The sequence below is a fragment of the Amphibacillus sediminis NBRC 103570 genome, assembly GCF_001552275.1.
GTDB classification, from domain to species: domain Bacteria; phylum Bacillota; class Bacilli; order Bacillales; family Amphibacillaceae; genus Amphibacillus_B; species Amphibacillus_B sediminis.
Genome location: NZ_BCQW01000046.1, coordinates 1 through 9,022 on the forward strand (window position 1 = coordinate 1; position 9,022 = coordinate 9,022).

General features: G+C 39.0%; 10 protein-coding genes. 1 reads left to right on the plus strand and 9 read right to left on the minus strand.

What is annotated here, in order from left to right; all coding sequences use genetic code 11:
- Positions 1–243: 243 nt before the first annotated feature.
- From hisIE to ASE01S_RS14960, 8 genes are read right to left on the minus strand one after another with little or no spacing between them, the layout of a single operon-like run.
- Complete coding sequence (gene hisIE, locus ASE01S_RS14925; protein ID WP_067844242.1) at positions 244–891, minus strand: bifunctional phosphoribosyl-AMP cyclohydrolase/phosphoribosyl-ATP diphosphatase HisIE; 648 nt, start codon at positions 889–891, stop codon at positions 244–246.
- Positions 881–1,639: an imidazole glycerol phosphate synthase subunit HisF gene (hisF, locus tag ASE01S_RS14930; RefSeq protein ID WP_067844244.1), complete on the minus strand. Its 759-nt coding sequence runs from the start codon at positions 1,637–1,639 to the stop codon at positions 881–883. Before hisF ends, hisIE begins: the two co-directional genes overlap by 11 nt.
- A complete protein-coding gene (gene hisA, locus ASE01S_RS14935) occupies positions 1,636–2,343 on the minus strand; it encodes a 1-(5-phosphoribosyl)-5-[(5-phosphoribosylamino)methylideneamino]imidazole-4-carboxamide isomerase (RefSeq protein WP_067844246.1) in 708 nt (235 codons plus the stop codon). The genes hisF and hisA overlap by 4 nt, the downstream gene beginning before the upstream one ends.
- Positions 2,340–2,939: an imidazole glycerol phosphate synthase subunit HisH gene (gene hisH / locus ASE01S_RS14940; RefSeq protein WP_067844249.1), complete on the minus strand. Its 600-nt coding sequence runs from the start codon at positions 2,937–2,939 to the stop codon at positions 2,340–2,342. Before hisH ends, hisA begins: the two co-directional genes overlap by 4 nt.
- Entirely contained in the window at positions 2,936–3,523 is a 588-nt protein-coding gene (gene hisB, locus ASE01S_RS14945) for an imidazoleglycerol-phosphate dehydratase HisB (RefSeq protein ID WP_067844252.1), read from the minus strand. Before hisB ends, hisH begins: the two co-directional genes overlap by 4 nt.
- Positions 3,523–4,821, minus strand: a complete 1,299-nt coding sequence (gene hisD / locus ASE01S_RS14950) for a histidinol dehydrogenase (protein WP_067844255.1) — start codon at positions 4,819–4,821, stop codon at positions 3,523–3,525. Before hisD ends, hisB begins: the two co-directional genes overlap by 1 nt.
- The gene (hisG, locus tag ASE01S_RS14955) at positions 4,818–5,441 is read right to left on the minus strand and encodes an ATP phosphoribosyltransferase (RefSeq protein WP_067844258.1); all 624 of its coding nucleotides are present in this window, start codon (positions 5,439–5,441) and stop codon (positions 4,818–4,820) included. The genes hisD and hisG overlap by 4 nt, the downstream gene beginning before the upstream one ends.
- Positions 5,438–6,547 carry an ATP phosphoribosyltransferase regulatory subunit gene (locus ASE01S_RS14960; RefSeq protein WP_067844261.1) on the minus strand — a complete coding sequence of 370 codons (1,110 nt, stop codon included), beginning with the start codon at positions 6,545–6,547 and terminating at the stop codon, positions 5,438–5,440. Before ASE01S_RS14960 ends, hisG begins: the two co-directional genes overlap by 4 nt.
- A 605-nt stretch (positions 6,548–7,152) precedes the next feature.
- On the opposite strand from ASE01S_RS14960, the gene hisJ reads away from it, so the two are divergent.
- Positions 7,153–7,959, plus strand: a complete 807-nt coding sequence (gene hisJ, locus ASE01S_RS14965) for a histidinol-phosphatase HisJ (RefSeq protein ID WP_067844263.1) — start codon at positions 7,153–7,155, stop codon at positions 7,957–7,959.
- A gap of 186 nt (positions 7,960–8,145) precedes the next feature.
- Here the strand turns inward: hisJ and ASE01S_RS14970 are convergent, their stop codons facing one another.
- A complete protein-coding gene (locus ASE01S_RS14970) occupies positions 8,146–8,607 on the minus strand; it encodes a flavin reductase family protein (protein ID WP_067844267.1) in 462 nt (153 codons plus the stop codon).
- Between the last annotated feature and the right edge of the window lie 415 nt (positions 8,608–9,022).

Below are 9,022 nucleotides of genomic sequence, written 5' to 3' on the forward strand. Positions count from 1 at the left end.
ATACGTAATTGGAGGTTCTATTTTTCGCGTGAACGAAATCAAGCGTCCAGAGTTTATCAGTGTCATCCACTGATGTTTTCACTTTATTAAGCTGGGTTTTGTCCCCTGTTTATTGGAAGACATTTCGGCATTCATCTCACCACTTATAGAAGTGGATGACCTCTTCTGAATGAAATTAAAAGCGATTGAAGTACTTTGTATCATTTAAGTTTACATAATATGATTATGGTAAACTAGTGTGAATTACCATTCTTCAATTTCTGGACGATCACCTTTACTGTTCGCTTTTTTACCGAATCGTCTCGTTAACTCCTTCTTGACGTCATTAAAATTTACACCTTGCTGGTGTAGTAGGACTAAACTATGATAAAGCAAGTCACTAACCTCACCAATTAACTCCTGAGCATCATCATTTTTAGCAGCAATCACGACCTCACCTGCTTCTTCGACTACTTTTTTGCCGATCTTATCAATTCCTTTATCCAGTAAATAGTTCGTATAGGAGCCTGCAATTGGTGTTTGCTCGCGATCCCTAATTTCGGCAACTACTTGCTCTAGAATATTAGCATGGTAATCAACTGTTGGTGATTTAACCTCATTGAAAAAACATGATGTTGCTCCTGTATGACAGGCAGGACCTTGTGCTACAACTTCAATTAGAAGGGTATCTTGATCACAATCAAGCCTAATCGATACAACCTGTTGAGTATGACCCGATGTCGCACCTTTATGCCAGAGTTGATCTCGTGAACGTGAATAAAACCATGTTTCATTTGTTTCAAGTGTTTTCTGATAAGAGACTTCATTCATATAGGCGAGCATCAATACCTCTTTTGTAGTAGAATCAATAATGATGGCCGGAATTAGTCCTTTTGAAAAATCAGGCTTCACGAATATTCACTCCTCTTCTCTTACAACAGTCCTTTACTTCTTTTATTGAAAATGTGTGCTCATGGAAAATAGACGCAGCTAACCCTGCTGAAACATCTGTCGCTTCAAAAACCTCTGCAAAATGTTCAGGCTTGCCTACTCCACCTGAAGCAATAACAGGGATTCGCACAGCCTCCACCACTGCCTTAGTCAATGGAAGATCAAAACCAGATTTAACACCATCTGTATCCACACTGGTTAGCAGAATCTCACCTGCTCCGAGCTGTTCTACCTCTTTCGCCCATTCCACAGCATCTTTACCTGTATCTTTACTACCTCCATGTGTCATAACATGCCAGCCATCCACAAATTTTTTGGCATCGATGGCAACAACGATACATTGAGAACCAAAGCGCTCTGCTCCATCCTTTATTAATTGTGGATTAGCAACAGCAGCCGAATTCATACCTACTTTATCCGCACCAGCTTGCAATAACCGAGTCATATCTGAAATGGTCCGTACACCACCACCTACTGTAAACGGAACATGTACATTTCGGGCAGTGGATCGAACAATATCAACAATGGTCTCTCTTGCTTCATTCGTAGCTGAAATATCTAAAAAGACGATTTCATCAGCACCTTGCTCTGAATAAGCCTTTGCCATCGCTACAGGGTCTCCTAATTCTCTTAGTGAGACAAAATTTGTCCCTTTAACAACGTTTCCGTCTTTGACGTCTAAACAAGGGATAATCCGCTTTACAATCATGTTTGATTTACCCCTTTCAAAGTTACTGTACCTTGGTAAATCGCCTTGCCTACGATCACCTCTTCAATACCTATTTGTTTAAGTGCTTCGATATCTTTATTCTTGCTAACTCCACCTGAGGCAACGATCTTACAAGCAACAGCCGTATTTAAAGCGGCTAACTGATCCAAGTTGGGTCCGGACATCGTGCCGTCTTTTGATATATCGGTAAATACGATTGTTTTAACACCTAATTGTTCCATTCTTTTAGCAAATTCAATATAATCAAGTTCTGAAACCTCTTCCCAACCATGTGTCGCTACTTTACCATTTTTGGCATCAATCCCAACCACTATCTTACTACCATATTGGTCTAAGGCAGTCTTCAAAAAAACTGGATCTTCAATGGCGGCCGTGCCTAACACTAATCGACTAGCCCCTGCTTGAATCAATTGTTCAATTGTTTCAAGATTACGAATACCCCCACCTATTTGGATCGGTACTGAGGAGTGCTTACAGAGCATTTCAATAAGCTGATATTGACGCTTTGAGCTGTCTCTTGCCCCATCAAGGTCAACGATATGGATAATTTCAGCCCCATCTTTAATAAAAGTCTTTAGTTGTTCCATTGGGTCATTTGCAACTTGCTCTGATTTATTAAAATCGCCTTGATAAAGTCGGACACATTTGCCGCCCATTAAATCAATAGCTGGTAATATTTTCATGATGACACCTCATTTAAAAACGTTTTAATTATTTCTGAACCAATATGGGCACTTTTTTCAGGATGGAATTGAATGCCGTATACATGACCTTTTTTTACAATGGCTGTAATTTCAGCGTCATAGTCAGTATAAGCAACAGTATATTCAGCTGATGTACGTGCAGCATAGCTATGGACAAAATAAACATAGCTTCCATCAAAGCGTTTAAAGCTTGGCACTAAATCAGTTATTTTCAATTCATTCCAGCCAATATGCGGCAATAATTGGGGCGTTTCAATACGCTCAACCGTACCTGGAATCAAATTAAGACCTTTTGTTAAGCCATTCTCATAACCAGTGGTAAATAGGAGTTGCATCCCTAAGCATATTCCTAGAAATGGTTTAGTTAATGCTAGTTCTTTTAATAGATCTGCTAATTGTCTTGCTTCAATCTCAGCCATTGCTGCTTGGAATGAACCCACACCAGGTAGAATAATATGACTAGCTGCTTTGAGCTGATCAGGCTGATCTGTAATGATAACAGGATAGCCTAACTTCTCAAATGCTGTCTGTACACTAGCCACATTCCCCATACCATAATCAACAATTGCAATCATTCTAATAACCCCTTTGTTGAGTTAACCCCTTTAATTTCTGGATTAATTGTTATTGCTTCTGACAAAGCCCGGCCAAGCGCTTTAAAGATCGCTTCGATTTTATGATGGGTATTGCTACCATAAAGTACTCGTGCGTGTAAAGTAATGCCTGCATGCACCATAAATGCCTGTAAAAATTCCCGAACTAATTCTGTATCAAAGTTACCAAGCTTAGCATGATTAAATTCTGCATCAAAGACAAGATATGGTCGACCACTAATATCAAGCGAGACAAAACCAAGTGCTTCGTCCATTGGAACATATGCCGTACCATAACGATTGATTTGCTGCTTATCGCCCAAAGCCTCTTTCATTAATTGTCCAATAACAATGCCAACATCCTCAACTGTATGGTGACTATCAATGTGTAAATCTCCATCTGCTTTAACGGTTAAACCAATCCGGCCATGTCTAGCAAATAATGTTAGCATATGATCGAAAAAGCCAACACCTGTATCAATATTAACGATCTCAGGGTTATCTAAATCGACTGATACATCGATAGTTGTTTCATACGTTTGTCTTGTCTTCGTCGCCTTTCGCATTAAATTCCCTTCTTTCCCTTGTTTGTTAAGCGGATTGAAACAGCCCGTGCATGACCAGAAAGCTGTTCTTCTTCAGCGATGGTGATCACATCATTCGCTACTTTTACTAAAGCTTCTTTAGAATAGTAAGTAAAGGTCGTTTTTTTAATAAAATCATCCACCGATAAGCCAGATGAAAATCGAGCTGTGCCAGCAGTGGGCAGAACATGATTGGGTCCAGCGTAGTAATCTCCTAAAGATTCTGGTGAGTAATGCCCTAAAAATACCGAACCGGCATGTTTGATTTTGGCAAGATAATCAAGCGGGTTATTTAATTGAATTTCTAAATGTTCAGGAGCGATTTGATTGGATAGCTGAAACGCTTCTTCTATATTCTCCACTTTAACTAACGCGCCTTTTTGTTTCAAAGCCGTTTGAGCAATCGATTTACGTGGTAAATCTTCGAGTTGCCGCTCAAGCGCTACCTTGGTAGCATCAATCAAAGATTGTGAAGGTGTCATTAGAAAAGTCCGAGCATTCGTATCATGCTCTGCTTGAGCAAGCATATCCGCTGCAACATGGTCAGGACTTGCACTTTCATCTGCGATAATGGCAACTTCTGAAGGCCCCGCAATCATATCAATTCCTACGTCGCCAAATACGAGTGCTTTTGCTGCAGCGACATAAGCATTTCCAGGTCCGACAATTTTATCAACTGAAGGGATCGCTTCAGTACCATAAGCGAGTGCAGCTATTGCTTGAATACCACCGATTTTATAAATGGAATGAACCCCGGCAATGTCAGCTGCCACCGATAAGATTGGTGCAATCTCCTTTCCATCACGTGCTGGAGTGACCATGATCACTTGCTCGACACCTGCTATGATAGCAGGGATAGCTGTCATCAGTACAGTCGACGGGTAAGATGCTGTTCCACCCGGCACATAAATACCAACTTTTTCAATTGGTCGATACAACTGTCCAGTTATTATCTCTTCATCCATTTGCATAAAGCGTGATTGTGTCACTTGTTTGTCATGAAAGGCTCTAATGTTTTCTGCCGCCCTTTTAAGTGCAGAAATCGTATCAGCATCAACCAGATTCCAGGCAGCTTGCCGTTCTTGATCTGTAACCTGCCAACTGCTAGGAACAGCACCATCAAATTTAGCAACATATTTCTTGAGCGCACGATCACCATCCAATTGAATAGCCGCAATAACTTCTTTAGCAATATCCATCACTTGATTGGAGTGAGCTTGCTTGATTTGCTTGACTAAATATCTTTGCTTAAATTCATTTGCTTGATAGATTGGGATCATTCACCTTGACCTCCTCTTTGCTTCAAGTCCTCGATAATTTGGGCTAACTCTTGCCGTTTAAGCTTTAGCGACGAGCGATTGGCAATTAATCTGGCACTAAACCTCATAAATTCTTCATCAATCACTAAGCCATTCTCCTTTAGCGTTGTACCTGTTTCGACTATATCAACGATACCATCTGCCAAGCCAAGAATAGGAGCTAGCTCGACTGAACCCTCAAGCTTTATGATATCAACTGATTCCCCTTTATTTTTGAAAAATTCTTTCGTAATCCCGGTATACTTACTTGCAATCGTCTTTTTCTGTGCTGGCCAAACTTTTCCTTGCTCAGTAGCTACGGCCATTCTACACTTACCAAATGGAAGTGGAAACAAATCATAGACATCTGGTTGAAATTCTGCCAAAATATCACCACCAACAATCCCTAAATCAGCAATACCATATTGAACATACGTGCTAACATCTGGACCTTTAGCAAAGATAAACGCAAACTGATCGGTTTGCACTCGTAATTTTCTGCCTTTGTCCTGAAGCGGCTTAATGTCATAGCCTAACGACTCAAAATATTGCAAAAATTGTTTTTCTAAACGCCCTTTTGTTAATGCAACAACAGGCTTCATGATTCGTTCACCTCTTTGGTTAAATCGATAATTTGGTCATAGTTGTGTTGAGCTGGTATTTGGTACTGAATATCGACCTGTATATCCTCTAATTGCTGCCGCATTTGCTCAGCTTGGACATGGGTTTCTGGTGATGCAATCAAACAAATTCGCTTTTTAGCTGGATCAGGCGATATGACATTAGCCAGAACATCAATATCAAAGGCTAAACCAACTGCTGAAATATCGGTATCGAATTGTGCATAAAGTTTGTCATAACGACCACCTGAAAAACAGATTTGTCCAGTTGCTTTTAAGTAGCCTCTGAACATTGCCCCACTATAATAAGGGAGTTGCTTAACCCGTCCAAGATCGACAATAACATTTGCTCCCATAGTCTCTAAGGAGGTGTATAAATAATCTAACAAATCAATGATTTCTACTAACACTGTTTGGTTTTGCCAATCCGAACGGTATTTTTGTAGAACTTCCTTATCACCATAAGCTTGAATCAGGTTAACAAGTTCTTTAGCTACCTGTCCATTTCCTTTTTCTTTAACTATGCGCTCTACAACATCAGTCTGTTTATCATGCATCGCTGTTCGTAAAGCCTCTTCCTCAACCCTATTAAGTTCTAAGGGTTGGATTAAATATTCAAAAATACCTGTATGTCCCAATTCAATTAAATAATCGTCTATTTGTAATGCCTTTAAATAATCTACAGCTGTAAGGAGTGACTCCATTTCACCTAAGCATTGGCTCGATCGAATAATTTCGATCCCTGCTTGTCGACTTTCAATTCCATTTTTATCATTACGAAAAATCGACCCTTGATAAAACCATTTTTTTTGGGTAGGAGGTTGGTTTATTAAGGCACGAGCTATCGCCGTTGTCCAATCGGGTCGAAGAACTTCAATTTGCCCCTCATAATCAAACCATTTTAACAATGTACTGAGATCCATGCCAACATGCGGATTAGTAAAAGTCTGCGCATATTCAATAACTGGTGTCTCAATTGCCTTATAATCTCTTCTACAAACAACGTCTCTAAATACTCTTGTAATTTTCGCTTTATTATTCAATTTTTGTCCAATTTGATCCTGACTACCAGCTGGTAAAAATAACATGGTTCACATCCGTTCTAAATTTCTTTATTACTCTACCGCTTTACCGAGGTAAAGTAATTCGATTTCTATTAACTTTAACATGCCTTACAGAAATACGTCAATAAAAACTTTTCATTTTTTAGCTTTACCTATATCATTAAAGAAATAAAGTGAAACTTCGTTTAGTGGAGATTTCAACGCATAGGATGTGCTTGTGCAGACATTGCGAACTTAGTCAGCTTTCTCTCTCCCCCCACTGAACGTGAGTTGAACCAATCGGGCCGTTAATGGCTGTTGGATCTCGCACTTAGAAAATGACGTGTTCCCTTATTTCTTGAACTGGGAGTCTTACAAAAACCCTTTGATGGGGCGAGTAATCGCAGCCCCAGCTAGTTACACTGCAATAAAATATCTTTATATCAAATCGGTGGATTAACTAAGCTAGTCAATATATGCCCTTACTTAACTTAAAATTTGTTAAAATATAAAGTAACGAAGTACATCGTTGCTTGGCGTTTACGGTAAAGACACACAAGCTCTGTGGCTTTACGGATTACCACCTGGCCCAACTCGTTGCACATTCAGCTTTTTGCATACACTTTTAATCACATTTAGGGGGAATTCAAATGCATTATTCCGGAGATTATCATATTCATACACCATTTTGTTTACACGGTTCTAATGATCCGTTTGAAAGTTATGTCATACAAGCGATAAAAATGGGTCTTAAAGAAATCAGCTTTACCGAGCACGCTCCGTTACCAAAAGACTTTGTCGATCCTGTTCCAAATCAAGATAGCGCCATGAACTGGTCCGATTTATCTACTTATTTTAATGAAGGAAATCGATTAAAAAACAAGTACAACGATAGAATTAAAATAAATGTTGGTTTTGAGCTCGATTATATAGAGGGCTTTGATAGAGACATTCGCAACTTTCTTAATGAGTATGGGAAACAAATTGATGATGCCATTCTATCTGTCCATATGTTAAAAACGCCAGATGGTGGTTATCACTGTCTAGACTACAGTGCTGATGCTTTTGCAGACCTTATTACATTATTCGGAAGTATCGATAACTTATATCAAAAATACTATCAAACATTATTGCTTGCTGTTCAAGCAGACCTAGGTCCATTTAAACCGACACGAATCGGGCATTTAACTCTAATTGAAAAATTTTCCTTGAAGTATCCTAATCCCATGAACCAGTTAAACAGGATTAAATCTATCTTGCAAGAAATTAAATCGAGAGGGTATAGTCTAGATCTAAATACCGCTGGTCTATATAAGCCTGATTGCCAATCCATTTATCCTAACCTTGAAATAGTCAAGCTTGCGCAAAAGTTAAAGATACCACTAGTTCCAGGTTCAGATAGTCATCAAGCTTCTACATTAGCACAAGGCTTTGATAAAATTAAAAGTTATTTATAGTGTAATCGAGCTAACTCTTGGTAAACAGTCTGTTAGTTCTCATCGAGTTAACAGATATAACAACTTTCAAGTAAGCAGTGCTACCTCCTGCTGAAGCAAGACCCTTCCCGGGTCGTTGTAACCTAAAAAACAAAAACTGCACATCATTTGCGTTTGGCTAACACAAAAATACGTGCAGTTGTTTGTTTAGTTTAATCGACGATATTCTCCGCCAAAATATATCAACGGATCACCTGCTTGTGTTTCTAGGTCAATGACCTTAGCAATAAAAATAGTGTGATCACCTGCTTCAACTACTGACTCTTTCTCGCAAACCAGCTGGACTAATGCTTCAGGGAGTACAGGCGTTTGTTGAATATAATCAAAGTCTACTGATTGTTCAGCCTGCATTTGCTTAGCAAATACCATAGATAATTGCTGCTGGGCTTCTGAAAGTATGCTAACACCAAAGCGATCCACTTTAGCCAATGTCTCGCACATCCGTGCTTTATTCCCTATAGAAATAGCAATAAGAATTGGATCAAGTGATAGTGACATAAAGGCATTAACCGTCATACCACGTGGTTCAGCTTCATCCTTTGCTGTTACAACGGTAATTCCCGTTGCAAAGCGCCCCATTGCTTGCCGAAATAACTGTGTATCAATCATCTACAAAAACTCCTTTTTTAACAAAGCTATTCAAATCATAGCATGGATGTGCTGAAAACTAAACGATTATGCCTATTCTCTAATGAAAACGCCTTTGTGAAGAATTTGATCAAAATATACGTATAACTATGTCTTGTTTGGTTTGGAGTATGACAAGATATTCAACATTAAAGAAACAAGCTCCAAATAAAAGACTTGATTATTGGTGTTTATTGAACCATTCACCGACCTTGAGGTCTGATTAAAGTGGGAGATTCCTAAGAACATCAGTATTATAAGGCTATCTAGAGGCGGTTGCAAAGAATATAGAATTTAGAAATGCTTAAACTATAGAAGATATGACTTTAAGTATAAGTGATATACTCCTTAGCTAGTTGAAATAGACGATACTATGAATCAGGACTTCTGATAATTG